At 35.3% G+C, this 26476-nt stretch carries 31 protein-coding genes and 1 pseudogene; 19 read left to right on the top strand and 13 right to left on the bottom strand.

All coding sequences use genetic code 11. From position 1 onward, the window contains the following. Positions 1-12: 12 nt before the first annotated feature. From BHU61_RS07060 to BHU61_RS13570, 3 genes are all read right to left on the bottom strand, one after another. Complete coding sequence (locus tag BHU61_RS07060) at positions 13-1341, bottom strand: TrkH family potassium uptake protein (RefSeq protein WP_111715708.1); 1329 nt, start codon at positions 1339-1341, stop codon at positions 13-15. 160 nt (positions 1342-1501) lie between these two features. Beyond that, positions 1502-3055, bottom strand: coding sequence for an SLC13 family permease (locus BHU61_RS07065; RefSeq protein WP_111715710.1), 1554 nt, complete (start codon positions 3053-3055; stop codon positions 1502-1504). A gap of 152 nt (positions 3056-3207) precedes the next feature. After that, entirely contained in the window at positions 3208-3540 is a 333-nt protein-coding gene (locus BHU61_RS13570) for an amidohydrolase family protein (RefSeq protein WP_379883813.1), read from the bottom strand. Between BHU61_RS13570 and BHU61_RS13575 the strand changes: the two are divergent. After that, positions 3540-3620, top strand: a pseudogene (locus BHU61_RS13575) (helix-turn-helix domain-containing protein); the annotation flags it as partial. The gene BHU61_RS13570 and the pseudogene BHU61_RS13575 overlap by 1 nt on opposite strands. Positions 3621-3722: 102 nt before the next feature. After that, on the top strand, positions 3723-4901 hold the full coding sequence (locus BHU61_RS07080; protein WP_111715713.1) for a M20 family metallopeptidase: 1179 nt from the start codon (positions 3723-3725) through the stop codon (positions 4899-4901). 311 nt (positions 4902-5212) lie between these two features. Here BHU61_RS07080 and BHU61_RS07085 read toward each other — a convergent pair whose 3' ends face one another. Continuing rightward, complete coding sequence (locus tag BHU61_RS07085) at positions 5213-5401, bottom strand: hypothetical protein (RefSeq protein ID WP_099580891.1); 189 nt, start codon at positions 5399-5401, stop codon at positions 5213-5215. A gap of 72 nt (positions 5402-5473) precedes the next feature. On the opposite strand from BHU61_RS07085, the gene BHU61_RS07090 reads away from it, so the two are divergent. Further along, on the top strand, positions 5474-5653 hold the full coding sequence (locus tag BHU61_RS07090) for a hypothetical protein (protein WP_099580893.1): 180 nt from the start codon (positions 5474-5476) through the stop codon (positions 5651-5653). A 37-nt stretch (positions 5654-5690) separates the two neighbouring features. Here the strand turns inward: BHU61_RS07090 and BHU61_RS13305 are convergent, their stop codons facing one another. Next, positions 5691-5942 (bottom strand): hypothetical protein, encoded by a 252-nt coding sequence (locus tag BHU61_RS13305; RefSeq protein WP_146608863.1) that lies wholly within the window; start codon positions 5940-5942, stop codon positions 5691-5693. An 85-nt stretch (positions 5943-6027) separates the two neighbouring features. Continuing rightward, positions 6028-7362 (bottom strand): TrkH family potassium uptake protein, encoded by a 1335-nt coding sequence (locus tag BHU61_RS07095; RefSeq protein ID WP_111715714.1) that lies wholly within the window; start codon positions 7360-7362, stop codon positions 6028-6030. Positions 7363-7635: 273 nt separating this feature from the next. Here BHU61_RS07095 and BHU61_RS07100 point away from each other — a divergent pair, with 273 nt between their 5' ends. From BHU61_RS07100 to BHU61_RS07115, 4 genes are all read left to right on the top strand, one after another. After that, positions 7636-7962, top strand: coding sequence for a PadR family transcriptional regulator (locus tag BHU61_RS07100; protein WP_111715716.1), 327 nt, complete (start codon positions 7636-7638; stop codon positions 7960-7962). Then, a complete protein-coding gene (locus BHU61_RS07105) occupies positions 7955-8515 on the top strand; it encodes an HAAS signaling domain-containing protein (RefSeq protein WP_170122494.1) in 561 nt (186 codons plus the stop codon). Before BHU61_RS07100 ends, BHU61_RS07105 begins: the two co-directional genes overlap by 8 nt. Then, positions 8512-9264, top strand: coding sequence for a DUF4097 family beta strand repeat-containing protein (locus tag BHU61_RS07110; protein ID WP_111715719.1), 753 nt, complete (start codon positions 8512-8514; stop codon positions 9262-9264). The genes BHU61_RS07105 and BHU61_RS07110 overlap by 4 nt, the downstream gene beginning before the upstream one ends. 97 nt (positions 9265-9361) lie before the next feature. Then, positions 9362-10006, top strand: a complete 645-nt coding sequence (locus BHU61_RS07115) for a metallophosphoesterase family protein (RefSeq protein WP_170122495.1) — start codon at positions 9362-9364, stop codon at positions 10004-10006. Positions 10007-10056: 50 nt separating this feature from the next. On the opposite strand, the gene BHU61_RS07120 is transcribed toward BHU61_RS07115, so the two are convergent. Then, positions 10057-10290 carry a hypothetical protein gene (locus tag BHU61_RS07120; RefSeq protein WP_111715722.1) on the bottom strand — a complete coding sequence of 78 codons (234 nt, stop codon included), beginning with the start codon at positions 10288-10290 and terminating at the stop codon, positions 10057-10059. Between the two features lie 169 nt (positions 10291-10459). On the opposite strand from BHU61_RS07120, the gene BHU61_RS07125 reads away from it, so the two are divergent. From BHU61_RS07125 to BHU61_RS07150, 6 genes are all read left to right on the top strand, one after another. Beyond that, positions 10460-10819 carry an ArsR/SmtB family transcription factor gene (locus BHU61_RS07125; protein WP_111715724.1) on the top strand — a complete coding sequence of 120 codons (360 nt, stop codon included), beginning with the start codon at positions 10460-10462 and terminating at the stop codon, positions 10817-10819. After that, positions 10812-12887 carry a heavy metal translocating P-type ATPase gene (locus BHU61_RS07130; RefSeq protein WP_111715725.1) on the top strand — a complete coding sequence of 692 codons (2076 nt, stop codon included), beginning with the start codon at positions 10812-10814 and terminating at the stop codon, positions 12885-12887. The genes BHU61_RS07125 and BHU61_RS07130 overlap by 8 nt, the downstream gene beginning before the upstream one ends. A 69-nt stretch (positions 12888-12956) precedes the next feature. Continuing rightward, positions 12957-13226 (top strand): hypothetical protein, encoded by a 270-nt coding sequence (locus BHU61_RS07135; RefSeq protein ID WP_170122496.1) that lies wholly within the window; start codon positions 12957-12959, stop codon positions 13224-13226. A 30-nt stretch (positions 13227-13256) separates the two neighbouring features. Beyond that, positions 13257-13988, top strand: coding sequence for a membrane protein insertase YidC (yidC, locus tag BHU61_RS07140; protein WP_111715729.1), 732 nt, complete (start codon positions 13257-13259; stop codon positions 13986-13988). Between the two features lie 84 nt (positions 13989-14072). Then, entirely contained in the window at positions 14073-14687 is a 615-nt protein-coding gene (locus tag BHU61_RS07145; protein ID WP_111715730.1) for a cyclase family protein, read from the top strand. A 15-nt stretch (positions 14688-14702) separates the two neighbouring features. Beyond that, the gene (locus BHU61_RS07150; RefSeq protein ID WP_111715732.1) at positions 14703-15818 is read left to right on the top strand and encodes an FAD-dependent monooxygenase; all 1116 of its coding nucleotides are present in this window, start codon (positions 14703-14705) and stop codon (positions 15816-15818) included. A gap of 31 nt (positions 15819-15849) precedes the next feature. Here BHU61_RS07150 and BHU61_RS07155 read toward each other — a convergent pair whose 3' ends face one another. Beyond that, a complete protein-coding gene (locus tag BHU61_RS07155) occupies positions 15850-16284 on the bottom strand; it encodes a DinB family protein (RefSeq protein WP_111715734.1) in 435 nt (144 codons plus the stop codon). 72 nt (positions 16285-16356) lie between these two features. Here BHU61_RS07155 and BHU61_RS07160 point away from each other — a divergent pair, with 72 nt between their 5' ends. From BHU61_RS07160 to BHU61_RS07170, 3 genes are read left to right on the top strand one after another with little or no spacing between them, the layout of a single operon-like run. Then, complete coding sequence (locus BHU61_RS07160) at positions 16357-16866, top strand: hypothetical protein (RefSeq protein WP_111715736.1); 510 nt, start codon at positions 16357-16359, stop codon at positions 16864-16866. Next, positions 16863-18935: a HelD family protein gene (locus tag BHU61_RS07165; protein ID WP_111715737.1), complete on the top strand. Its 2073-nt coding sequence runs from the start codon at positions 16863-16865 to the stop codon at positions 18933-18935. The genes BHU61_RS07160 and BHU61_RS07165 overlap by 4 nt, the downstream gene beginning before the upstream one ends. Further along, positions 18928-19404: a DinB family protein gene (locus BHU61_RS07170; RefSeq protein ID WP_111715739.1), complete on the top strand. Its 477-nt coding sequence runs from the start codon at positions 18928-18930 to the stop codon at positions 19402-19404. The genes BHU61_RS07165 and BHU61_RS07170 overlap by 8 nt, the downstream gene beginning before the upstream one ends. 11 nt (positions 19405-19415) lie before the next feature. Here BHU61_RS07170 and BHU61_RS07175 read toward each other — a convergent pair whose 3' ends face one another. Then, on the bottom strand, positions 19416-19967 hold the full coding sequence (locus tag BHU61_RS07175) for a thioredoxin family protein (RefSeq protein ID WP_111715741.1): 552 nt from the start codon (positions 19965-19967) through the stop codon (positions 19416-19418). Between the two features lie 282 nt (positions 19968-20249). On the opposite strand from BHU61_RS07175, the gene BHU61_RS07180 reads away from it, so the two are divergent. Further along, positions 20250-20732 (top strand): hypothetical protein, encoded by a 483-nt coding sequence (locus tag BHU61_RS07180; protein ID WP_111715742.1) that lies wholly within the window; start codon positions 20250-20252, stop codon positions 20730-20732. Positions 20733-20823: 91 nt separating this feature from the next. Next, a complete protein-coding gene (locus tag BHU61_RS07185) occupies positions 20824-22053 on the top strand; it encodes an aminopeptidase (protein ID WP_111715744.1) in 1230 nt (409 codons plus the stop codon). A 111-nt stretch (positions 22054-22164) separates the two neighbouring features. Here the strand turns inward: BHU61_RS07185 and BHU61_RS07190 are convergent, their stop codons facing one another. The 4 genes from BHU61_RS07190 to BHU61_RS07205 form a co-directional block, all read right to left on the bottom strand. Continuing rightward, entirely contained in the window at positions 22165-23199 is a 1035-nt protein-coding gene (locus tag BHU61_RS07190; protein ID WP_111715746.1) for a S66 family peptidase, read from the bottom strand. Between the two features lie 117 nt (positions 23200-23316). Beyond that, entirely contained in the window at positions 23317-23763 is a 447-nt protein-coding gene (locus BHU61_RS07195; RefSeq protein ID WP_170122497.1) for an Hsp20/alpha crystallin family protein, read from the bottom strand. A gap of 45 nt (positions 23764-23808) precedes the next feature. Then, complete coding sequence (locus BHU61_RS07200) at positions 23809-24477, bottom strand: HAD family hydrolase (RefSeq protein WP_111715749.1); 669 nt, start codon at positions 24475-24477, stop codon at positions 23809-23811. Beyond that, on the bottom strand, positions 24477-25517 hold the full coding sequence (locus tag BHU61_RS07205; RefSeq protein WP_111715751.1) for an NADH:flavin oxidoreductase/NADH oxidase: 1041 nt from the start codon (positions 25515-25517) through the stop codon (positions 24477-24479). The genes BHU61_RS07200 and BHU61_RS07205 overlap by 1 nt, the downstream gene beginning before the upstream one ends. A gap of 188 nt (positions 25518-25705) precedes the next feature. On the opposite strand from BHU61_RS07205, the gene BHU61_RS07210 reads away from it, so the two are divergent. Beyond that, positions 25706-26464, top strand: coding sequence for an NUDIX hydrolase (locus tag BHU61_RS07210; protein WP_111715752.1), 759 nt, complete (start codon positions 25706-25708; stop codon positions 26462-26464). The last annotated feature ends 12 nt before the right edge of the window (positions 26465-26476 follow it).

The raw sequence follows: 26476 nt of genomic DNA on the forward strand, positions 1-26476 counted from the left end.
GGCTACAATTTTTTATCCTGTTAAGATATCTTCTTTTGGATAGCTATAAAGTTGTTTATTTGGTCTAGAGAATGTCAGGACGATTGTCAGTACACCGACTTTCCCGATCATCATCATTAATATAATGAGTAGTTTACCAATGACAGATAGTTTAGTGGTAATGCCCATCGTCAGACCAACTGTACCGAATGCTGATATGACTTCAAACATCAGCGGTAAGAACGGTAAATCTGGTTCTGCTAATACGAGACAGAAGACGATGGTAAAGCAGAAGCCGGAACTGAGTACTGCGACTGCCAGGCTTTTAAATAGAAATCTCGGGTCAATGGTGCGTTTAAAGAGTGTTAAATGTTCTCTTTGTTTAATGAAACTATACGTACCAAATAGGATTACAACAGTTGTTGTCAGCTTTATTCCACCTGCAGTGGAAGTAGAACCTCCCCCGATAAACATCAGCAGCATCATAATAAGAATGGTCGGCGTAGTCATTGCGCCGATGTCTATAGTATTAAATCCTGCTGTTCTTGTCGTAATTGCCTGGAAATAAGCCATCTGTAGCTGGTCAAATGTCGAATGTCCTGCAAGCGTTTCTTTATTTCCGTATTCTAATACAAAGATGATTAGTGTTGCACAGAAGTTGATGATAAATGTCCCTAAAAGCATTACTTTCGTATGGACTCTTAGTTTCTTAAAGTTTTTCGTCTTATATAAGTCAAGGATAACCGTAAATCCTATTCCGCCGAGTATGATTAAACTTGTAATAATGAAATTAATGATTGGATTTGTACGGTATTGTACGAGATTGTCACTATGCAACGCAAATCCGGCGTTATTAAAGGCGCTTACTGCAGTAAAGATACTATGGAACAGTCCTCTTTTGAATCCTAATTGAGGAATCCATTCCAGGCACAGCAACAAAGCACCTATACTTTCAAATATTAAACTGATGAAGAAAAGTATGAGTACAAGTCGTAGGATTCCTCCGGTATTTTGCTGATTCAACGCTTCTGTAGCTAAACTTCTTCTTTTAAAGCCAACCTTTCTCCCAAGCATCATAAAGACGATAATGGCTAAAGTAATAATCCCTAGACCACCAGCTTGTACAAGTATCATGATAATGGTATAGCCGATAACATTAAAGTTTGCTGTAATATCAATTGTTGCTAATCCAGTTACTGTAAATGCGCTTGTCGCAATAAACAAGCAATCTACAAATGATGTCGGTTGTTTCTGTGAGAATGGCATGTATAGTAGTATTGTTCCAACAGTTAGAAATGCTAAAAAAGCACTAATGATAACGAGATAAGGATTTCGCCCACTTTTTTTATTTTTTTTATCCATGTGACATCCTCTTTTAATGAATGATTTAAGTAAGAATAGCGTACATGATATTTACAGGAAATACAATTGAAATTTGAATGATAACTATTAATATTTGAAATATGCTTTGTATTAATTTTATAAATAAAACATCCAGCTGCTAAGCAACTGGATAGTAGTATTATTTCAATGCTGCTGGGAAAGGTGATATATCTATACCAAATACATAAGGTACAATCAGATATACAGCGATTACGATAATCACACATGCGATTATGTTGAGCCAGAATCCTGTTGTGGCCATTTCTCTAATACTAATTTTGCCAGTACCAAAGACAATTGCATTTGGTGGCGTACCTACTGGTAACATGAATGCACAGTTCGCACCCATTGCTGCTGGTATCATCAGTGCTAATGGATGAACATTAATTGCTAATGCAAGTGCAGCTAGAATAGGTAGAATCATCGTTGCAGTGGCAGTATTTGATGTAATTTCTGTTAAGAATAATACGAATAATGCAGTTACTGCAATAATCAATAACACTGGCATGCCTTTTAATAATATTAGCTGATCACTTAACCATGCATCTAGTTTACTTGTCGTAATGGCATTTGCTAATGCTAAGCCACCACCGAATAGTAAGAGTACACCCCAAGGGATTTCTTTTGCGACGGACCAATCAAGTAAACGACCAGATTTACGTTTCGTCGGTATCATAAACAGTAGAATTGAAATGAACATGGCGATTGTGCCATCCTGAATCAGTTTAAGTGCAGGAATATTTGAAAAGAAGAATCCACGAACAATCCAAAGTGTTGCAGCTAGTATAAATATAACAAGTATTATCTTTTCTTCTCTTGTCGTCTTACCTAATTTATTTAATTCACGTTCTATTACTTCTTTACCTCCAGGTAACTCTGTCATATCTGATTTAAAGGCAAAATTATGTAAGTACAACCATGTAATTAAGAGTAAAATAATTACACTCGGTACACCAACAAGCATCCATTGGCCAAATCCAATTTCAAATCCAAATAATTCTTTCATCTGACCCGCTAATAGAATGAGTGGTGGTGTTCCAATCAATGTCCCCATACCACCAATTGTTCCGGCGTAACCTATAGCCAGGACTAATGTTTTTTCAAATTTTCTCAAATTTTCATTAACCTGATTCGCACTTAACACTTCCGCTTCGGCAATTAGTGCAAGTCCAATTGGTATCATAATCATAACGGCAGCGGTGTTTGACACAAACATACTCATTACACCTGTAGCCATCATAAATCCTAGTATAATTTTAGATGTTGTTGTACCGACTTTATTGATGATATTGAGTGCAATACGTGTATGTAAATTCCATTGCTCCATAGCTATCGCTAAAATAAATCCACCCATAAATAGGAAGATAATATCATTGCCGTAATTGGCTGCTACTTTTCCTGCATCCATTATTTGACCTATAGGAAATAACACGAGTGGTAATAATGAAGTTACTGCTATCGGTATTGGTTCTGTAATCCACCATGTAGCAATCCATAGCGTTGCAGCTAATACAAATCGTGCCGGTCCTTCAATGCCAGCTGGCTGAATGAAAAACTGGAATAATATAAAGAGTAATGGTCCAAGAAAAAGCCCGGTAAGCTGAACTTTATTGTATGACACTACTTCTTTAGATGGTTGTATAGAATCGGAGAAATGCGTTAAATAGCCTTTTTTGTTAATAAAATTTTTCATAAAAAACCCCCCTTTAAATTTTTGAATTTTGTATACAATTATATTGTATCAAAATACTGAATGTGTATGTAAGGGGTTTCAAAAAATGTATATTGTTAATCTATTTATATTTTAATAATTTATGATAAGTATTTTTTATCATGCGTCTTATTTTAAATTGATTTTACGATATCACCATCCTTGATAACAATTTTAATATTATCTGTATCTTTAAGAACACTAATATCTTTAAGCGGATCTTCCTTAACGAGTATAACATCTGCCAAATAGCCTGATTTAATTTGTCCGACATTATCTAGACAAAGACATTCTGCTGCTGTAATTGTCGATGCTCGAATTGCATCAATTTCAGACATGCCATATTTAACCATGCTCATTCCTAATTCTTCAGCGAACTCTAACACTGAAACGGGTGCTAATAGTGTTGGAACTAAATAAGTGCCTTGTTCAATCATTTGCAGAACGACAGCTTCATCTAAATATATGGTTTTCAACACTTGAAGCTATTTGTAAGGAGCTGGACTGTCAACCTGGAGATTTGTTTGAATATGTGAAAGATGAATAATTGTATGCGTGAAGAAGAACAAACTATGGTTTCATAATTTGTTCTTTTTTGTTTTATATATAATAAAAGGGAATAAATAATATACATAAGGAGATGAAGAACATGAATAAACAATTAATTGAAACTTTAAAAGCAAAAGAAGACAAAATGATTGAGATTAGACGTTACTTACATCAACATCCAGAACTTTCTTTCCAGGAAGAGAAAACAGCACAATATATTGCGGATTTCTATAAAGGGAAAGACGTAAAAGTAGAAACGAATATTGGTGAACGCGGCATTAAAGTGACGATTGATTCTGGTAAAACAGGAAAGACATTAGCAATTCGTGCAGATTTTGATGCATTACCGATTACAGAAGATACAGGCTTACCATTTGCATCGGTGAATAAATGTGTGATGCATGCATGTGGTCACGACGCACATACAGCATATATGCTTGTGTTAGCTGAAACATTAGCAGAGATGAAAGAGACGTTTACAGGTAAAGTCGTTGTTATCCATCAGCCAGCAGAGGAAGTACCACCAGGTGGTGCGAAAGGTATGATTGAAGCAGGCGTATTAGACGAGGTTGATAACGTACTTGGTGTACACGTTATGAGTACGATGCCGGTAGGTAAAGTGTTCTATAAACCAGGTTATGTTCAGACAGGACGTGCATTTTTTAAACTGAAAGTTATCGGTAAAGGTGGTCACGGTTCATCACCACATATGGCAAATGATGCAATCGTAGCAGGAAGTTACTTTGTAACAGCATTACAGACAGTCGTATCAAGACGATTAAACCCATTTGAAACGGGCGTTGTAACAATCGGTTCATTTGATGGTAAAGGTCAGTTCAATGTCATTAAAGATTCAATTGAAATCGAAGGTGACGTACGTGGTTTAACAGATGATACGAAAGCAACAATTGAACGTGAGATTAAACGATTAAGTAAAGGATTAGAAGAAATGTACGGTGTTACTTGTGAACTGGAATACAACGACGATTATCCGGCATTATACAATGATCCTGAATTTACAAACTATGTTGCACAAACTTTAAAGGATGCATCACTCGATTTCGAAGTGGAGATGTGCGAACCTCAGCCACCATCTGAAGACTTCGCATATTATGCTAAAGAACGACCAAGTGCATTTATATATACAGGTGCAGCACCTGAAGAAGGAGAAATATATCCACATCATCATCCGAAATTCAACATCTCAGAAAAATCATTACTCATTTCAGCACAAGCAGTTGGTACAGTCGTACTTGATTATTTAAAAGGAGTGAAATAACTTTGAAATTATGCCTATATGAGCATTGGTAATTACAGAGGATTGTCTAATGTTAATGTTTAGTATGTGGCTTTTCTTTTCTGGAAGAAGAGCCTTACGATGAAGATTATACTGGAAGTTTCGAAATTTGTGGTTGTTGTGGTTTTCAGTATTTGATCCTTCGTTATTTAATAAACAAGATTTACTGAATGGTTGTTTACCGGAGTTACACATGAATGAACATTTTAAGAATCGAGGCTTATTATGAAGATATTAATGAAAGAATGCTTGTTTTATGAAGGGATTGGTTCATCTTGGCTCATGTTTAATATTTATGAGCCAAGATGATCTTCATTTTTCATAAACTTTCTTACCATTAGTATGAATGCACACAATATTATTAAACTGAAGGATGCCCAGCTAAAAACTCCACGCCATTCGTAATCAATTAAGATAAATATAATATTTAGTATAGCGAGTATGATTGCTAATGTTAAAAAATATTTATATCCTTTGCTCATATAATCACTCCTTTAAATTAATATTACCATAATCAAAAATTTGGTAATATATATTCAAAGGGGGAGTTTAAAATGAAAAAAGTATTTAAGACGATGACCAATAATGCCTCGATTCCACTAAAGTTAAAGCTGACGAGAGGGTTGTTTCCTCGGACGGCTGAAGTATTGGCAGAGGTTGATCTTGAAACTGGGGAGGTAGCTTTTAAAGTTTCAGAAGAAGATTTAAAGAAAATTAAACAAAATATTGAATAATAAAATGATCCGCACGCATATTCAGCGTGCGGGTTTCCTATATTGCGTATTTTTTCTTAGTTAAGAGTAATATTAACAGGATGAGTGGTATGCTTAATACAGTAACGAGAACGGCATGCACTCTTGCAGATTGTTTACGTGTGATTGTTGATGCGCCAGACTTTAAATATTTTCGGTAAATTGTCATGAACAATCCTGTAATTACGATGAATATCGCCCAGCAACTTGCGAGTTCAACGAGATAATTAATAAATGTGTTTTTGTTAACAGACTCGAATGAGTACTTCATTTTTGTCACACTCACGTTCCCGGTCGTGACAAAACTAATAAAAGTGTCACACTCAGACTCACGAGTGTGACACTTTCTAATTTGATTAACCTGTTAACACGTCTTCTTTCGGGTAAGCGTACAGTGCTTTCTGTGGTTTTGAGAACGTAAGCACAATCGTTAATACCCCAATCTTACCGATCATCATCATCAAAATGATTAATAGTTTTCCGACGACTGATAGCTTTGCTGTAATGCCCATCGTCAGTCCTACCGTACCGAATGCTGAAATGACTTCAAACATCACAGCAAGAAACGGTAAGTCCGGCTCTGCGATTACAAGCGCTAATGTGATTAAGAAGATAAATGTTGAACTTAACACAACGATTGCAAAGCTCTTAAATAAATATTTCGTATCTATTGCCTTCTTAAATAAACTAATTTGTTCGCGTTGCTTTATAAAGCTTATCGTACCGAAGAATATTACAACAGCGGTCGTTAGCTTTATCCCACCTGCTGTAGAAGTCGATCCACCACCGATAAACATGAATAGCATCATAAGTAGAATCGTCGATGTATTCATCGCTCCGATATCAACCGTATTAAAGCCTGCTGTTCGTGTTGTAATTGCCTGGAAGTAAGACATTTGAAACTGATCAAATGTACTGTGCCCACCAATTGTTTTCATATTGTTCATCTCAAGTAAGTAAATTGTCAGTGTCGCAATTGTATTCACGATCACCGTCCCGAATATCATAATTTTTGTATGAAGTCTTAAATGCGTAAATTTCTTTTTCTGATATATATCAAGGATGACTGTAAATCCTAATCCATCCATGATGATTAATGTTGTAATGATAAAGTTGATGACCGGATTCGTTTTAAATTGTACAAGATTGTCACTATGAAGTGCGAATCCTGCGTTATTAAATGCACTGACTGCGATGAAGAAACTGTTAAATAGTCCGCGCTTCCACCCAAGTAAAGGCACCCATTCAAGGGCAAGCAGTATTGCTCCGATACTTTCAAAAATTAAACTGATCATTAATAGCTTCAATACGAGTCTGAGTATGCCGCCTAAGTTCTGCTGATTCAATGCCTCTGTTGCGAGTGAGCGACTTTTAAGTCCCACTTTACGTCCAAGCATGATAAACACGATCATCGCTAACGTAATAATCCCGAGACCACCGGACTGTACGAGAATCATAATGATAATATGGCCGAAAGTGTTAAAGTTTTGTGTAATATCAATTGTTGCGAGTCCTGTAACACTGAATGCGCTCGTTGCAATAAACAGACAATCTACAAATGATGTAGGTTGTTTCTGAGAGAATGGCATATAAAGTAATAAAGTACCGATCGTAAGGAAGACTAAAAATGAACTGATAATAACTAAATATGGATTTCTTGTACTTAATTTATTTTTTTCTCCATTTGACATCCTCTATTTTTGAATGATTAAGTAACAATAGCGTACATGTTAGTTACAGAAAATACAATTCAAATTTTAGTATTTTGAAAAGACAGTTATCTTTTAATTTTGAGTGATTTAAATAAATATATTAATTCAATCCAACTATATTGAATTATTCACTAGTGGATGTTACGATATAGTTGTAAAAGAGATAGTTAATATTATCTGATCAGGTAAACAACACGACTTATTTTTTTATATCACTATATCGTATTATCTAGTAGTGAGAGGAGGCGGACTATGAATGTTCAATTAAAGAAAGGCGTACTTGAGCTCGTCGTTTTACAGGAGATATTGGTAAAGGATCAATACGGTTATGATTTATCACAAAGTATTTCACAACATCTTTCCATCGCTGATGGCACGCTTTATCCGATGTTGCGTCGTTTAGTATCTGAAGGTTATCTGGATACTTATATGGGTAAGACGTCAGGTGGTCCGGCAAGAAAATATTACACGATTACCGATGAAGGAAAGGTTCATTTACAACATTTGAAAACAGAATGGTACGGTATGGTTGACGCGGTAGATGCACTCATTAAGAGAAGGGGAGAATCATATGAATAGACAACAATATTTAAATACGTTAAGTAAAGAATTGAATGGTTTACCACAAGGTGAATTTGAATCTTTAATGTTTGAATATGAATCACATTTTGAAGATGGTGCGATGGATGGTAAAAGTGATGCAGAAATCATTAATGAACTAGGCGATCCGGTTCAGGTTGGTAAAGAACTGCGAGCGATGTATCATGTAACGAAAGCAAAGACAGATCCGAGTACGTCAAATGTAGCACAGATGATCTTTTCGATTGTAGGTTTAAGCTTTTTAAATTTATTTATATTGCTCATTCCGTTCGTTATTTACGTTAGTATTATGGTGTCGTTTGCATTTGGAGCACTGATGCTAATCATATCACCGTTCTTTTTAATACTAGACTTTATCTTTAATGGTGCGAGCGCAGTGAATGGCTTTGAAATATTTATGACGGTATTCTGTGTAGGATTAGGCTTATTATTTGGCATAATTTTATTTAAAGTGATGCAGTTTGTGAACCGTTTCATCGTTCAATATATTCAATTTAATAAAAATATCATTCAGGGAGGTAAATCGTCATGAAGAAACTTTTAATTGTCGCAATAAGTTTGATGGTTATCGGAATGATAGGGATGGGAGTATGTAGTATGATGTTTGGTTTTGGCAGTAGTTACGGACAGTATAATAATAATGAAGTACTTACTGATGAATATCAGAAGGTTGATATAGATGTTAATACATTGATGTTAGATGTGAAACAGTCTGATGATAATAAAACGCATATTGATATCAAGCATGCTAAAAATGAAAGTCAAATAAAGTATACAGTAAAAGATGACACGCTATCTATTTCTGGTGGCGAATCAAGTGGTATCGATGTCGACTTTAACTTCGGATTCAATCAGGAACAGAACAATATGAAAGTAATACTTCAGTTACCTCAAAAACAATACAATGAATTTATAATCGATTCAAATGTTGGGGAAATTAATATTGATAAATTAGATGCAAAAATTGCAAAAATTGATATGAATGTCGGAGAAGTAAACATTGAAGAAATGATTGCTGATGATATTCAGTTTAGTGTCGATGTTGGTGAACTAACGTTAAGAAATGTTGATAAAGATGCCAATATAAAAGGTGACGTCAATGTTGGAGATGCTTCAATCTATTATAAAGGAAAACCGGACAATGTGAATGTCACTACTGACAGTAATATGGGTGACGTTGAATTAAATGATGTTATTCCTAAAGGCGGTATGGTTGGTAAAGGAGAACACACCATTGACCTTGAAACAGATATGGGTGATTTAACGGTTGATGTTAATTAGTTTATATTGATATTTTTTAACACAATCTTAACTTTAGTATTCTTTGAAACTCTTATATAATCAACTAAGATAAATTCAAACGTTAAGGATGTTAATAATGAACTATTTTTTAGTTGGAGATATACATGGTTGTTATAATACATTGAAGAAGATACTAAAGCACTGGAATCCAAAAGAAGAGCAGCTGATCTTTGTTGGAGATTATATCAATAAAGGTAAACATTCGAAAGAGGTTGTACGTTGTGTACGCAAGCTTCAGCAGGATTATCCGAATACGATTTGTATTCAGGGCAACCATGAGTATCAAATGGCGCAGTATATTTTTAAAGGTACTTCAAAGTCAGACATGAAAGAGAACTATAGGAATACGATAGAAGATTATGACTTACGTGAAAAATATATAGGTGATGCACGTTGGATGCGTGATCTACCATTATTTTACGAGAATGATGTGCTATACGTGTCTCATGCGGGCGTTAACTTTTTAGGGTTTAGAAAGTTTCATACAGAGAGTATGTGGAGTGTGTTACGTTTCCGTGGTAAGCTAAAAAAGATGAAGAAGTTGCAGGTTATTGGACATACACCAACTGAAATTGGGAAACCGATATATTTAAAACAATACAATACGTTAAACATTGATGCCGGCGCGGGGAATCATGATGCGCTTGCTGCAGTCGTCATTAATAAGAATGGTAAATTGGTTAGGACGTATATTGAAAAAATATTAAAGAGTGATTATTAAAAGGAAAGAGAGCGGATATTTTATCCGCTCTCTTTTAGTATTTATAATGGTTAGCCCATATTTTTAACGTCTTTTGGTGTAATTTTTACGATTTTATCGATATTAATTGAGCAAGTTGATGATTCATCGTTAATCGGTAAAAAGCCTGTCTCATTTAAATCAAGTTTCTTAATGAAGTTATTAAATGCGATCTTCTCATCGGTAGTAAAGAACTCCTGATGGTTTACTGTTTCACCGTTGTCTAATTGAATTTCAATGTTTAAATAATTACTTTCTGCATCCATTTAAATTAAAAGCCTCCTTTTAATTATTATTTATTCATTAATTGATATTCCCTTAGTAAAATTTTATAAACATTTCATTCAAATAATTGTTTGAATGTGTGGTTTGATGTATACTTTATTCAAATGAATGTTTGAATGAATAAAATAAAGTTTGGAAGAGGGGTTATGTATGGCTCAAGATACTTGTGATTTATATTTGTTTGATGTTGAGAAGGTAAAGCGTGTGAAATCACAACAGGATTTAGTTGATTTAAATCCAGTGCTTGTTATTTATAAAGCCTTAGCAGATGAGAAACGCTTGAAGATTTGCTTTAGTTTATTACTCGAAGATGAATTGTGTGTATGTGATCTGGCCAATATAATCGATGCGAGTGTCGCTACGACGAGTCACCATCTCAGATATTTAAATCAGGCGAAAGTGCTTGATTTTAGAAAAGAAGGAAAAAATGCATTCTATCGTTTGAAGGATGATCATATTAAGACACTGATTCGTACAGCTTTAGCGCATGGGGGTGAATCTGATGAGTAAAGAAGAAACATATCGTCTGGAAGGTTTAAGCTGTACAAATTGTGCTTCTAAATTTGTGAAAAATATTGAAGCGATTCCAGGCGTAGATACAGTGGATTTAAATTTCGGGGCGGCGAAATTGAATGTTACAGGTGACGTCACTGTCGAACAGTTAGAAGCAGCGGGGAAATTTGATCATATTAAAGTACGTCCGGCAAATGTAAAGCGCACAAAGAAAGTTCCGTTTTACAAGAATAAAGCGCATTTACCGTTTGCCATCGCTTTGATTCTGTTTCTTGCGGGTTTAATCACAAGTTATAATGTTGGTGAAGATAGTCTGTATACGAAAGTGATCTTTATCGCAGCGATTGCAATCGGTGGTTATTCATTATTTATTGAAGGTTTAAAACAACTGTTTAAATTAAACTTTGATATGAACGTCTTAATGACCGTTGCAATTATTGGTGCAATGTTAATAGGTGAAGTACAGGAAGGTGCCATGGTCGTCCTGTTATTTGCAATAAGTGAAGCGCTTGAAGGATACGCGATGGAGAAATCGCGTGACAGCATTCAGAGTCTGATTGATCTCACACCTGAAGTGGCATTAAAGCGAATTGGTAATGAATATGCAGAAGTTGCTGTAGAAGATTTAAGCATTGGTGACGTCGTGCGCATACTGCCTGGTAAGAAAGTACCGATTGATGGTGTTGTAATAAATGGTCAGAGCAATGTCAATCAGGCAAGTATTACAGGAGAAAGTATCCCTGTATCCAAAAGTAAAGCTGATGAAGTTTATTCAGGGACACTGAATGAATCTGGACAGTTAGAAGTGCGAGTTACTAAACGCAGCCATGAAACTAAGCTTGCGAAGATGATTCATCTTGTGGAAGAAGCGCAAAGTGAGAAAGCACCGACACAGAAATTTGTAGATAAGTTTGCGAAATACTATACACCACTCATTATGTTAATTGCGTTGCTTGTAATCGTAATCCCACCATTATTTGGTGGCGACTTCAAACATTATCTTTACCAAGGTTTATCGGTACTCGTTGTAGGTTGTCCGTGTGCGCTTGTTGTCTCAACACCGGTTGCGATCGTTACCGCAATTGGTAGTGCTGCACGTCGTGGTATTTTAATAAAAGGTGGTATTCATTTAGAGAACGCAGGTCATATCGATACGATAGCTTTTGATAAGACAGGTACATTAACTAAAGGAGAGCCTGTTGTTGTAGAACGTGTTGATTTCACAGCACTAACGCAAGACGAAAAAAATGTTATCTACACCCTTGAAAAAGATGCCGGACATCCATTAAGCAAAGCAATCGTGAACAGTCTAACGGATTGTGAAACAGTCGACTTAACAGATTATGAAGTCGTTACCGCTAAAGGGGTACAAGGTATTTATAAAGATAAAAAATATCGTATCGGACAACAGAAATTCTTTAATGTAAATGATTCTGATGCACAGAAACTTGCTGAAACAAATAGAAGCGGCGCAACAAAAGTATTGTTCGGTACAGAAGATCGTATAATCGCTGTCTTCTTTATTCAGGATACACTTCGCGATGAATCAATAGATGTCGTGCGCATGTTGAACAAAGAACGAATAGAGACACTGATGCTCACTGGTGATAATAAAGCAGTAGCCGATGCAATTGGAAATACGTTATCCATCACACGTGTGCATTCAGAGTTGTTACCTGAAGATAAGTTGAAATTAATTAAAGACTATCAACAAAAGGGAAGTCACATTGCAATGGTTGGAGATGGTGTCAATGATGCACCGGCACTCGCTCAGGCAGACGTAGGATTTTCAATGGGTGGTGCAGCAACTGATACTGCGATAGAGACAGCTGATATTACATTTATGAAAGATGATTTAAGTGATTTACCGAAAGTGATTCGCCTCAGCAAGCGTACATTAAATATTATCAAACAGAATATCGGATTTGCGTTAGGACTTAAATTAATCGCGATATTACTCGTTATCCCAGGCTGGTTAACGTTATGGATTGCGATATTTGCTGATATGGGTGCTACATTACTTGTGACTTTAAACAGCTTAAGATTACTAAGACATAAAGAATAGCTGATTATCATTTGCTTACAACGTCACTTATCATTATAATAAGTTTACTAATAGAAGGAGGTGGCTATGTTGGAACTGTTACTCAGTTTATTGAGTGAAGCATTATTGCTCAAATATATTACATTTCGTTTGTTGTATCTGGTACCATACATTGCCGCCTTCTTATTCGTATTATTACATTTAAAGCTTCAGTTACAAGTGGGTCAGAAATGGTCTTTAACTGAATGTGTTGGGAATGTTTTGGAACAAACAATTATTATTTTCTCACCTGTACTGAGATGGCGTATTAAGTGTTTATCTAAGATGAGCGATGAAATAGAGGCCGTTCCTATATATTAATCAAACATTAATATATAGGAGGAGAAATATTTGAAAAGATTTTTTAGTGTACTTATCGTATTAACATTGATATTAAGTGGTTGCGGGGCACAAGATGACGGTTTGTTTCATAACGGCATCGTCCAACCATTTACGGATTTAATTACTTTCTTTGCTGGTTTCTTTGCTGGCAGTTACGGTATGGGAATCGTACTAGTAACGTTATGTGTACGCTTTATGATGATGCCGATGATGCTGAGCACTGTTAAACAACAAAAGAAGATGCAGGCAAATATGAAAGTTGCCGGTCCAAAAATAAAAGAGATACAAGATAAGATGAAACTAGCAAAAGACCCGGAAGAAAAGAGCGTATTATCGCAGGAACTTATGAAAATATACGGTGAACATAATATTAACCCAATGAACATGGGTTGCTTACCAATTATCGTTCAGATGCCGATATTGACCGGTTTATACTTTGCGATCATACACAGTAAATCAATTGCAGCACAAAGCTTTCTCTGGTTTAACCTTGGTACGCCTGATCTGTTGATGATGCTCATTGCAGGTGGACTATATTTTCTCCAGTCATGGATTTCTATACAATACATGCCTGAAGAAAGCCGCAAACAGATGTGGCCGATGGCGATAATGAGTCCATTGATGATTATATTTATCAGTTTCCACTCGCCAGCAGCGTTACCGCTTTACTGGTCGGTTGGCGCAATTGTGTTAATCTTCCAGCAATTTATTTCTAATAAACTATTTAGTGATATTAAATAAAGCATCCCTCACCTTAAAACTGTAAAAAGGCCGCGCCTACGTTATAATGTAAGTAAAGCAGACAGTTGAAGGTGAGGGGTTTTTATGTGGATTGATATTTCTCAGACATTAAAGCAAGGTATTGCAACATGGCCAGGGGATCAGCCTTATGTGTATCAGATGGATAGTCAGTTAGAAGGTCAAACTGGTGCCAATGTAGGCAGTATTAAAATGAGCTTACATACTGGTACACATTTAGATGCACCTTTTCACTATGACCATGAAGGCGTAACGATTGATGAGATTGATATTAATCGCTTAATCGGTGAAGCGCAGGTGATCGAGTTAATCGATGAGGAAATTGTTACTCAGAAATTATTAGAGGACCTTGTGATTGATAAGCCAATTGTATTGTTTAAATCAGTATACAGTAAAGATCAAAGTGTATTTTTGGGAGACTTCATGACCTTTGAAAGTGCTGCCATACATTATCTGGGACACCTTGGTGTTGAAGTGATTGGCACGGATATGCCTAGTATAGATACAGTAGATAATGAAACCCTCGATGCACACAAAGCATGTTTAGAAAATCAAATATTGATTATAGAAAATTTAGAATTAAATAAAGTGAGAGTAGGGTATTATGATTTTATTGGGTTGCCACTAAAGATAGAAGCTGATGCCAGTCCAATTCGTGCAGTTGTAAAAAAGAAATTATAAGATGAGGTGAGTTACATGCGCATAGGTATTATCGGAGCAGGTATTGGCGGTTTAACAGCTGCGATTGCTCTAAAGTCTGCCGGGCATGAGGTAGACATATTAGAAAAGCGCCATGTATTGAAACAGCTCGGTGTCGGTTTAGGTGTTGGCGGTAATGCTATACGTGCTTTGAAACAGTATGGAATAGACAAAGATATACGTGCAGCGGGAAACCCGTTAATTGAATGCCAGTTTAGAACAGATAAAGATGAGTTATTAAATACACTGATATTATCATTATCAGAAGAAGAAAATATAACGATTCAGCGTGAGCAACTCCATGCTATTTTATTGGAGCATAATGACGCCGATATCCATTTAATAAAAGATGTTGTACATATTAAAGACTTTAATCATCCAACTTTAATATTACAAGATGGTGCCAAATATCAGTATGATTTAATTGTCGCAGCTGATGGCGTACATTCTAACATTAGACGACAGATGTTTAAAGATAGTGAAGCAATCTATCAAGGTTACACGTGTTTTAGAGGAACGAGTAAAGATGTAGCTGTTGATCATAAAGTTGCGCTTGAGTACTGGGGAGAAACAGGTAGGTTTGGTATCGTACCACTGAAAGATAATCAGGTGTACTGGTTCTGCTGTATGAATGCCGAAGAAAGAGATACAGAATTTAGAAATTATAATAAGAAGAAACTGTTGCAATACTTTAAAGCATTTCCTGATGCTGTGTTAGAAACGCTTGAAAAGACTGTCGGAGACCCTATTCAACATGATATTTATGATATCAATCCATTGAAGACATTTTATAAAGGCCGCGTCGTATTGTTAGGGGATGCAGCACATGCAACAACACCTAACATGGGACAAGGCGCATCACTCGCTATGGAAGATGCAGTGTGTCTAGCGAACCAACTCAAAAAGTATCCGATTGATGAAGCATTAAAAGCATATGATAAATTAAGTGTAAATCACACGAAAAAGGTGATTTTAAGATCACGTCAAATCGGTAAATCAGCACAACTTGAAAATAAAACACTTATTAAAGCAAGAAACAAAGCGTTAAAATTAGTACCATTATCATTTTTAGAAAAACAAACTTTCTTCTTAAGTCATCGTCATATCAATTAATACAAAATAAAAAAGCTCATCATGAGCTTTTTTATTTAAGTCTAGTTACTTTTAAATTTTGAATTTCCTGATCAAGATTGTTATCAAGCACTTCAAAGAAAGTCATTAAGAAACGAATTTTACCACGTAACTCATATTCATTGAAGATAAGTGGCATCACATCGTTAGGATGTACTGGATTTTGTTCGATTGCATAATCAATGTTATCGAAATAATTTGCTACATCAAAGAAATTTAATGTATGACCTTTTTCTTTAAATAGCTCATAATCACCAATCTGGTCTTTGTGTTGATCTAAGCCTTCATGATATGCATAAGCGATTTGAAGTAAATTATATTTGATACTTTTAAACTTTGATCCGAAATTATAGTTAAATTGTGACGCGCTTAATTTTTTAATTTGGCTGAGTAATTCATCTCTTGAAGATTTTACTTCTGTATAAATTTGATTATTATTGTTATTCATTCGGTTCACCTCACAGTTTGATAGTTACTTATACCCTGAAAGCATATATTTATGACATAAAAAGGAGAAACAATGCAAAATTCATTGATCAAAGAATTAAAAAGTTTATACACCGGTGAAGGCTTTTCAAGTGTAATGTTCTTTCTTATCTGGATGTACTGTTGTTTCAATCATGAATATCAGGAAATGGCATGTAGCCTCCATATTGCTGTTCCGCTCATAACGTTATGTTTTATTCTTGCTATTGGTGCGTACTTCTGGAAACTGATGCATGACGTAGTAAAGAAGCGTGGTAAGATGCATATGACGATTAAACAGCAGCATTTGTTCATATTATTTAAGCGTGTATCTATTGTACTCATCATGATTTGTAGTATGCTATTTATCTATGCATTGATGACAAGTGAGCGATATTTAATGGTAAGTACTTTTTTACTTTGCTTTGCGATCGTTGAATATATCAATTATTTTCATATACGATTATCCTATTTGACACCGCGAGAATTTGCTGCGCTACTTAAACATAGAAGGTTGAGACGATCACACTTGAATCGTATCATGCATGAGGAGGTTATAGATTGAACTTAAAACAAATTGAAACGAAACATTTAACAGCAGTGCATGCTTTGATTGATATTATACAGAATAAATTAACCGGAGAGCTCACACAATCTACGAGTGAACTCATCGAAGAACGCCGCTTTGCGTTTGAAGAGCTTGGTACAGAAATTTCTGATGATGCACAGATAGAATATTCACAAGTACTACCTTCTTTAAAATTACAGGAAGAAATTCAGGTTAACCGAAACAAGATTACCGAGCAGATTAATAAGATGAAAGACCGTCCTTATTTTGGTGCTGTTACATTAAAAGATGATGCGCATGAAACAGAAAAGTTTTATATTGGATTAAATAGTCTGAAGGACCCTTCAACAGGAGATCTCATTATCTATGACTGGAGAACACCAATTGCCAGTACTTATTATGAGAACCAACTTGGGGAAGTAAGCTATAATGTACCGACTGTCGGTACACAAGTCGTAGATGTATTGTCACGCATTCAGATTGTAATTGAACATGAGCGCCTGTTAGATGTCTTCGATTCAGAAATATATATTGGTGATGACGCTTTGCAACATCTACTCGTTGATAGTGCAAAAGACAAGATGAAGTCTATCGTTACAACGATTCAGCAGGATCAGAATGCAATTATTCGTATGACTTCCAACCACGATATTTTAGTATTAGGACCCCCGGGATCTGGTAAAACTTCGATTGCAATGCAGCGTATTGCTTACCTTCTATATTTACATAGAAATAAAATGACAGCAGAACATATGCTGTTTATTACACCAAATGAGATGTTCGGTGATTATATATCTGATGTATTACCGGAGTTAGGAGAAGCACCGATTAATGCGACGAGCTTTTTCAGGTTAAAAGATAAAATGAATCGTCGTCACTTTCATGTCGAATCGTTATTTCAAAATATCGAGCGCATGCGTCATGCAGATGATTACGCACGAGCGTTATTTAAAATTAAAAATAGCAAGTTACTGTTACAAAAGATGGATCAAAAGATTGCATCGATTGCAGTGAAAAATATTAAATTTAATATATTAACGATTGAAGGCACGCCTTTTGTAACGAAAGAGCATCTATCTTATTTATTTTATGATAAATTTGGTGAATCTCCGCTTGATGCACGCCTTAAAAAAATTCAGGTAGAATTACAGCCGATCTACGAGGAACACTTACAACAAGCGATAAAAGACAGAACGAAAGCATTAAAGAAAGTAACACGATATATCGGTACAGACGAAGAACTTGAGATACGTGCTAAACGTGAAAAGACAAAACAATATAAAGTGCTGAAACAATATATTAAAGATATACAGTTTATCAATATTGAACGTATTTATCTCAATATATTAAAGTCGATAGATCAGAACGCATACGAAGCAACACTCAATCAATTTAGAAACAAACAAATGTATTATGAAGATATAGCGCCTTTGCTTTATTTATCAATTAAGATAAAGGGATTGCACAGAGAAAGTATGATGCAGCACATCATTATTGATGAGGTGCAGGATTATTCAGTCGTCCAATTAGCAGCAATTTGTGCGATATATCCCAATGCACGAAAGACGATGCTCGGAGATAGTAATCAAATTGTACATCCTGCAGTGACATTTGAATTACCAGATGACATCAATGTCATTCATTTAACAAAATCTTATCGTTCAACAGTTCAAATTACTGAATTTACGAAAGGTTTGATAGGTAATGATGATACAGAGTCTTTAGGTGTTCAGGGAGACGATGTAATAGAACTGGATTACGAAGCGTTTGTTAATACTGTAGAAGCATTGCAATCTGAAAGTGTCGCCATTATCGCACGTGACGTTCAACATGCTAATAAGATAGCCCAGACTTTAAAGGGATGTACTTTATTAACACACGATCAATATACATTCACTAAAGGAAAAGTTATCATGCCGAATTACATGGCTAAAGGATTTGAATTCTCGCATGTATTTATTGTCGGATTTAATCAATATGATCTGGAGCATGACCAGTTGCTGTTATATACAATCGCCAGTAGAGCGACACGTCATCTTTATTTAGTAGGTGATATCAATGATTAGTATTATAGAACCGATATTTAAGCAAATTGAATGTCAGGTAGAAAGTATCAAAATGCTTGCAAACAAAGTAGATATATTTATGTTAGAACAGGAAATCTATCCGGGTGGTAGAACTTGCTTTGAATTGCTAACACATATTGCATTAATACCTGAAGCTGATCTAATGATCATCAAAGGTGCAGGGAAGTCTGAAATGGATGATTATTATCATTACTGGCAAAAAGAAGTAACATCAATTGAAGTATTTGAAGCGAGACTCGAACTCAGCATGAATATTCTGCTTGATTTTTATAATCAACTGGAAGAAGATGAAATGCTTAATATGAAAATGACCTATTGGCAGACACGTCAAACTTATTTAGACTGGTTGCTCGTTATTTTGACGCATTTAACGCATCATAGAGCTCAGCTATATAGTGCGATTAAACAATTTGGTGATGATGAAGGATTAAGTAATTTATTTGAATAAAAAACAGCTGACTATTTTGTCAGCTGTTCCATAATTGATGCGTAAACTTCATTCCAGAATTCAGGTGTATTTTTATATTTTTCATGAATTTGATGGTGTACTTCTTTTTGTTTAGATTCAAAATCTTTATCATCTTTAGCAGGTAAATCTTTACGTAAATCCATAACAAAATTTTGAACTTTCTCAGCGCGTGGACCCCAGTTTGTATATTCATTACCCGATTCATCCAGGAAGATAAATTTTGGAATAGAACGTCCACCATTCGTTAAATACTGATCCATTAAATCTAAGTTTGAATCACGTAAACTAATGCTTAACGGCATATCTGTCGCTTCCGCAATTTTCATCAGCACAGGTAAGTTCATCATCGCGTCACCACACCAATCTTCAGTAATGACGATAGCTTTTAAATGTTTGTCTTTTACAGTTTGTAAACGTGCGTCATCTACAGGTAATTCAAAAGTTTCATAGATTTTATGCATTTCTGCTTTATTTACTTCCATTTGGTTAATATATTGCTCTAAAGATAAGCCTTGATTAAAATATTCGATTAAAGTCGTCATAAGTGCCTCCTGTAAGCTTTAATAATATAAATGTATTATAACAATATCAGAATAATCAAACAAAAGATATTATTTTCACCATTTATATGAACAAATATTCAAAAATATTACGGTATATACGGATGTTTACCATGATGTGAAGTGATACACTTACCTTAGCTAATAATTTTTCATACATGTAAGTCTTCTCTATGGGTAGTTTAACTACCCATCTTTTTTTATTTTCATCATTTGTAATTTTATGGTATATTGGTAGAGATAAAATAGGAAAGTGTGTGAAGTATGAAAAAATTCGTAACAATGATTATCGTGCTCATACTAAGTGTGATTATCGCATTATGGTTATATAACTATTGTACTACACCTGACAATGATTTAAGTGAAGAACGCTTAGGAGATATTAAAATCGGTGAAAATTATGAAGAAAAACATAAAGATTTCGTGAAAGACTCGCGTATTCAGTTAGAAGGTAGAACATTTTATCGATCTGTTAAACATAGAGGATTGATCATAAGAAAAGATAACAAAAACAATCATATCACAGCAGTTTCTTTATTTAAGAACCCTGCTGTTAAAACGAGTCGTGATATTACTATCGATAGCACGAAACAAGATGTTATCGATGCATACGGAGATACTTATAAAAAGTCGTTATTACCGAAACAGCAGACACAATTTCATTATAAGGATAAAGAACATCATATCGGCATGAAATTTGTATTAAGAAATGATTTGGTAAAAAGAATAGAAATATTTGCAGAGTAAGAGGCGATATTGATGCCTCGTCTTTTTTTGTTTTCATTTACTTCGGTTTCCGATATAATAGTATCAACAATGAGATTGAGGAGGAAATTATTTGAACTATAAAGAAATTGTAAAAAAATATGCCGAGACTGTTGTAAGCGTAGGTTTAAATGTACAACCAGATCAAACGGTTGTAGTAACCGCTGATATTGATGCTATTGATTTTGTGCGTGAGGTGACAAAAGCGGCTTACGAAAAAGGTGCAAGAGAAGTTATTCAGAAACTAACTGATGGTCCATCATCTCAATTGAAATTTGAATATGCGCCAATTGAAGTGTTTGAACATATTCCGCAATATAGAATTGATGAAACGAATGATTTTGTACAGAATAAAGTAGCACATTTACGTGTCTATTCACAAACGCCTGAGTTATTGAAAGATGCAGACCCAAAAAAGATTGCTGCACAGGCAAAAGCATTAGGTGAAGCGAATAAAGATTTCTCAAGAGCAGTTGGTCGTTATGACTTCTCATGGTGTATTGTAGGATTTCCAAATGATAAATGGGGTGAACTTGTATTCCCTGAATTCAAAGGAGAAGATGCAAAGTTAAAGTTACTTGAAGCGATGATAAAAGCAGTGCGTGTCGATCAGGATGATCCTGTAGCTGCATGGAAATTACATAATGAAACCTTAAATAAAAAAGCACAGCAGTTGAATGAAAAAGCATATGATAAATTACATTATAAATCATCTACAACAGACGTTGAAATTGGTTTGACGAAAGGACATGTGTGGTTAGGAGCGAGTGCGATAAATTCTGACGGCGTAGAGATTCAGGTTAATATGCCAACTGAAGAAGTATTTACTTCACCAGACTATCGTCGCGTTAATGGTGTTATTGGTAATACACGCCCGCTTGCTTATCAAGGCGCAATTATAGATGACTTTAAATTAACGTTTAAAGACGGTGTGGTTACTGACTTTGAAGCAGGAGTCGGTTATGACGTTCTGAAGAATATGCTAAACAATGATGAAGGTGCACGTCGTTTAGGTGAAATTGCATTAGTACCAGACGATTCTCCGATTTCTAACTCTGGCATCCTTTATTACAATACGTTATATGATGAGAATGCATCTTGTCACGTTGCATTAGGTCGTTCGTTCCCTAATGCGATTAAAGATGGTAAATCTTTATCCAAAGAAGAATTGATGGATAAGGGGTTAAATCAATCAATGATTCATGTTGACTTTATGATGGGTGGCAGTGATCTATCAATTGATGGTATTAAAGAAGATGGGACAGTTGAACCAGTATTTAGAGATGGTAACTGGGTGATTTAATTTTTAGTGGGTGAGTGGTCGAAATAAGCTATAATTCGCCCACTCAAGCACATTTTAATTTCAAAATAATAAATGAGTGGGCGAATAACATTGTTTTCCGCCCACTCATTTTTATTCTACTGCACTCTCAGTAATAGTAAATGTTTTATTATCGGCATCAATTACCGCATTTCGTCCATACGGTACAATACATTTTGGTTCGTTATGTCCAAATGATGCATTAAACAACACCGGTTTATCCTCATGTCCCCATTCTTTCATGATCTTCTGAACGACTTCTTTATATTCATCATATAAATGACCGTTTTGAGGACGTCCAAATATAATACCGTTAATACGGTCTAAAGTACCTAACGCACCTAAACTACGCATAAAATCTTCCATCAACCATTGTGGCATCAATACTTCAGAGGTTTCTAAAAATAATATCGCACCATCAAAATCTGTTTCATCCGGATAGACATCAGTGCCACGTAAAGAGATCATTAACTCCAGACAACCGCCAATTAACGGTCCGCTTGCCTGTCCTTTTCCATTTACTACGTCATATCCAGTATTATCAATTTGTTCACGGTCTATTAATTCATTTTCTTTATCCCAGCGTAATCCGTGTTTGTATACAAAGTCTGATGTCGGAATGTCACCGATGATTTCATTCTGGGTTATCGTCTTGTTAAAATGATTTCGTGAATATTCTGGAAAAGCATTATTCTCTGCAAAATCCGTAAGTAGTGACAAACCATAAAAACTTGAAAATCCAGCTTTTAAACAAATAAAATGTGTAAACGTTGAATCGGAGTAACCCATAAAGATTTTAGGATGTTGACTAATAATCTCAATATCCAGATAAGGTAGCAAACGTACGCTATCATCGCCACCAAGCGTAGAGATAATCGCCTTAACTTCCGGATCAATAAATGCTGCCATTAACTCTTCAGCACGTGCTTTCGGATGATCATAGTTAAATGCGAGACCTTTTAACGCGTTAGGCATAACTTTTACTTTGTAGCCCATCTCTTCAATACGTTTAATGCCAAGCGTTGTACGATGTTTCATCGTTGGCTCGCCTGCTAAACCTGAAGATGATGAAACAAGCGCAATCGTGTCTCCTTTATTAAGGCGTTTTGGTTTCTTAAGTTGAAGCATAATATCACCACTTTCGATAAAATTATCTCAATTATATCAGAAAATTTAGAATATAAAACGAAATATAAAAAATGAGTAGTGGGAAAAGATTACTTTCCTGCTACTCATTTTATAAATTTATATTTCACTGTCTATTTTAATAGATTGTTTCGGTGCTTCCGTAACATGTAGCTTTGGTAATACGATATCTAGCGTACCATCTTTTTTATAGGTAGCTTTAATTGCTTCCACCTGAACATCTGGTAAGTATAAAGAACGATGCATTGAACCGAATGAACGTTCACGTTTAATGTAGTTGTGTTCATTGTTCTCAACAACCGATTCTTCAAGGCGTTTCGCTGTAATACTTAATGCGTCATTTTGATAGTCTAATTGAATATCTTCCTGTTTAATACCTGGTAGATCTACATGAACAGTATAATCATTATTTGTTTCTTTAATATCTAACTTAAAACTATGATTATAAGCATTATCTGCAAATTGACTGACTGATTTCGTTAACATGTCGTTTGCAACATCAAATACATTTTGTCCGCGAGAAAAGATACTATATTTATTATCCATGTTCATCACTCCTATTGATTTGATATATTTATCATAACATTAAGGTCAAATATAGTCAAAATATTGAGTGTCATTTGTAATAGCATCTAATAAATAATCGACGGTTGCAATAGTATAGGTTGGTTGTGCCTGTCTAATCTCATCTGCATCTCCGTAACCATAGAGTACACCGATTGTATCGATATTATTTTTTTGTCCACCGATGATATCATGTTTGCGATCACCGATCATGATGCATTCATCTCTATTGAGTCCGTGTGTATCAATGACATGCTGGATGACTTCTGCTTTATTAGTCCGTGTGCCATCTAACTCACTACCGGTAATAGACTCGAAGTAATGTGCAAGATTAAAATGTTCTAAAATCGGTACAGCAAAATACGTTGGTTTACTTGTTGCGATATACAACTTTTTATCCATCGATTTTAATGCTTGTAATAGTAATGGAATGCCTGGATATACTTCATTTTCAAACATTCCTTTATCGCTGAAGTATTCTCTGTACAGTTTGATTGCTTCGGCATTAATGTCGCCTGATAATTGATAGAAAGTTTCATAACTTTCATGCAGTGGTGGACCGATAAACGGAATAAGGGCTGCATTATCCGGGGCTTCAATATTTAATTTTTGCAGAGAATAGATAATGCTATTCGTAATGCCCATATAAGGGTCAGTTAACGTGCCATCTAAATCAAAAAGTATATGTTGATACATTAATGGATGCCTCGTTCATATTGCATAGGCACATCAATATCATCGCGTAATGCTTTCACAGCATGGATTGCCCAGTATGGATCGTTAAGCATTCCGCGACCGACTGCAATTAAATCTGCATCATCGTTACGAAGTGTCATTTCAGCTGTTTCGGGTGCGTCTAAAATACCTACAGCAATTACGGGTACATCAAACTTTTCTTTGAAGCGTTTTGCAAATGGTACTTGATAGCCAGGATAGTTACCTGGTTTATCAATGCCAGCAGGTGCTTCACCTCCTGTAGAAATATGAAACATGTCGACACCAGCATTTAAATATTTTTCTGATATGGCTAAAGCATGTTCTATATCATAGCCACCATCCATATATTCTCGTGCAGAAATTCTAAAGATTAAAGGCATATCTTTCGGCATTACTGATTTTGCAGCTTTAATTACTTCAACGCCAAACAATGAAAGGTCCTTGCCGTATTCATCGTCACGTTTATTGATACCTGGGGAATGGAATTGATGAATTAAATAACCGTGTGCTCCGTGAAGTTCAATTGCATCAAACCCAGCTTCAACTGCGCGACGTACACTTTCTTTATATTTAACGACCATCGCTTTAACTTCTTCGTTTGAAAGTTCACGAGGATGGCGTATTGGACCGAAATCTGTAGGTTCTTCAACTGGCGTTGTAGATGATGAAACCGGTGTTTCAACATCGCGTGCTTTTCGGCCGGCATGAGCAATTTGAATAGCAGCTTTTGCGCCATTATTATGAATACCTTCTACGATATGTTTATAAGCTGGGATTTGTGCATCATCCCATAAACCGAGACAGTTTTTCGTAATACGACCTTCTGGTTCAACATTTGTCATTTCTACAATAATAAGCCCTGTTTGACCAACAGCACGTGATGCATAATGTACGTAATGCCATTCAGTAGGTGTTCCATCCTCTTTTTCTACAGAATATTGACACATCGGTGGCATAACGATTCTGTTTTTTAGTTCCAGGCCTTTAAATGAATAAGGGGTGTTTAATAAAGTTTTCATAATGATACTCCTTTAGTTTTTTTATTTATTATAAAACTTCTAACCTGAGAATGATAAACATCTGTTTGAATAACTTTGCTGAATCGTATCATTAATTAAATATTAATTAAATTTACATTTTAGTTAAATGAAATATCATTTTAAATAACGTATAATGAAAGTAAGTGAAGGTAAAGGGTGTGTATGAGATGTTTGAAGTGAAAACAGAGATTAAAATTATTCCTGATGGCTACGAATCTACAAACCGCTATTTCCATAAACATGTACTAAACAATTATTTAGAGCTAGGTGTAACATTGGTCGGTCGATGGGTGAATGAGGACAAGACAATTATTACAGAGGTTTGGGGATATTTAGACGAAAAGCATTATCGAGATTTCTTTGAACTCCGAAAGAAGACGAAACATTATCAAAATTCGTTACCGGATAAGCTCGCAAATGATAAGTGGATTATTTCAAAGAAAGATATGATCATAACGCCGACTGGTGATTATAAGATGGACTTACATATCGTTTCTACAAATGTTCTCGTACAAAATGAAGAAGATGAAGTATTACTGGTTAGAAGTTTACATCGTAGTGATACGTTAGAATTACCTGGTGGTCGCTTAGATAAAGACGAAGATATGATTAGTGGCGCTGTGCGAGAAGTAAAAGAAGAAACTGGATTAGATGTTGCGATTAAAGGTTTATTGTACAGTTCGCATAATAAAACGAGCGGGGTAGTCAACTTTACATTTCTAGGTGAAGTGATTGGTGGCACGCTGCAAAATAACGATGAAGAGACGACTGATGTAGGATTTTATGCTATCAATTCAGAGAATATTTCGAAGCTTGTGACACGTAAAGTTTCGGAAGACCGCATACTTAATGCATTAGAGAAAAAAGCACAAAAATTTGATCTGTATGAGAATAATCCGTATAAAATAATTGAATCATTTAAATAAACCCTGAATCTA

Origin of the sequence: Macrococcus epidermidis, assembly GCF_003259695.1 — a bacterium.
In the GTDB taxonomy this organism is placed as follows: domain Bacteria; phylum Bacillota; class Bacilli; order Staphylococcales; family Staphylococcaceae; genus Macrococcoides; species Macrococcoides epidermidis.